1 protein-coding gene is annotated in these 1,373 nt (G+C 63.7%); it reads right to left on the reverse strand.

Annotated elements, in window-relative coordinates; genetic code table 11:
- Positions 1-278: 278 nt before the first annotated feature.
- Positions 279-1,373 (reverse strand): IS91 family transposase (locus tag BLR31_RS21280; protein ID WP_143009499.1); only part of this gene is annotated, 1,095 nt, incomplete at its 5' end.

A 1,373-nucleotide genomic window follows, 5' to 3' on the forward strand; every position in this document is an offset into this window, starting at 1 on the left:
GCAGGCGTACGAAAGCCCCTCATGCAGGAACCCGCGGTCGGCACGCTTTGGCTATGGGGTTTTGTGTTCTGGGGCTGCCAGGGGGTGAACAGCTTGAGAAGCGTGTATTGGCCCGATCGGGTCGATGACGTTCTTTGCGGGCTGGACAGCAGAGCTTTTTGAGGCGTTCCGGTGTGCGCTTGTCCGACGGGGAGCGATCGCCATTCGACACGGCGCACGCCATCCCGTTGGCCGCCGCTGGGTTGAAGAGGCCATATGACTGAGCGAGCCATGCCGGGTCATGGCGCATTCTCCCGGTTCGTTACCATCGTATTTGGCGGTCCGCGGGGCTGACGCCAGCGTTGGAACACCTCGATGACAATCATGGGTCCGCCGCAGCACGGGCATGGCGGGTGAACGTCCGACGGGTCTTCGGCTGTGGCGTGATCGGGCGGCGGGGCGGCGTTCAGAAGCTCGCGGGCACAGGCGATGTTGGCCTTGCGTGCGCTGCCAGCGAGCAGGCCATAGTGCCGAATGCGATGGAAGCCGCGCGGCAGAACATGCAGCAGGAAGCGGCGGATGAACTCGTCGGCGACGATGGTCATGACCTGCTGTCGGTCGGCGCCGGAGCAGCGGTAATTCTTGTATCGGAAGGTGACGCTGGTCTGGTCGAAGGCGATAAGGCGGCTGTTCGAGATCGCCACACGGTGGGTGTAGCGCGAGAGATAGGCGAGAACGGCTTCAGGGCCGGCGAAGGGCGCTTTGGCATAAACAACCCACCGCTTCCTTCGGACCGGCGCAAGGTGGCGCAGGAAGACACGCCGGTCGCTGAGACCCGCCAGCTTGCCGAAGAAGACGAGCCTTCCAGCACCATGGAGTTCGAGCAGCCGGGTCAGGAACAGGCGCCTGAACAGTGCGCCCAGCACCCGCACCGGCAGCAGGAAGGTCGGGCGTGACGATATCCATTGTCCGGCCGGTGTGAGGCCGCCACCGGGCACGATCATGTGGATGTGCGGATGGTGGCTCATGGCCGATCCCCAGGTGTGAAGCACCGCGGTGATGCCGATGCGGACGCCCAGATGTTTTGGGTCGGCAGCGATCGTCAACATCGTCTGGGATGCCGCCTTGAACAGCAGGTCGTAGACCAGTGCCTTGTTGTGGAAGGCAATGTCGGCGATCTCGGCGGGCAACGTGAACACCACATGGAAGTATCCGACAGGGAGAAGATTGGCCTGCTGGGCTTCCAGCCAGGCGTGTGCTGCAGCGCCCTGGCACCTCGGACAGTGCCGGTTGCGACAGGAGTTATAGGCGATCCGCTGGTGCCCGCAGTCAGAACAGGCTTCAACGTGGCCGCCGAGAGCTGCGGTGCGACAGGTCTCGATCGCAGACATGAC

The sequence above is a fragment of the Pelagibacterium luteolum genome (assembly GCF_900100665.1).
In the GTDB taxonomy this organism is placed as follows: domain Bacteria; phylum Pseudomonadota; class Alphaproteobacteria; order Rhizobiales; family Devosiaceae; genus Pelagibacterium; species Pelagibacterium luteolum.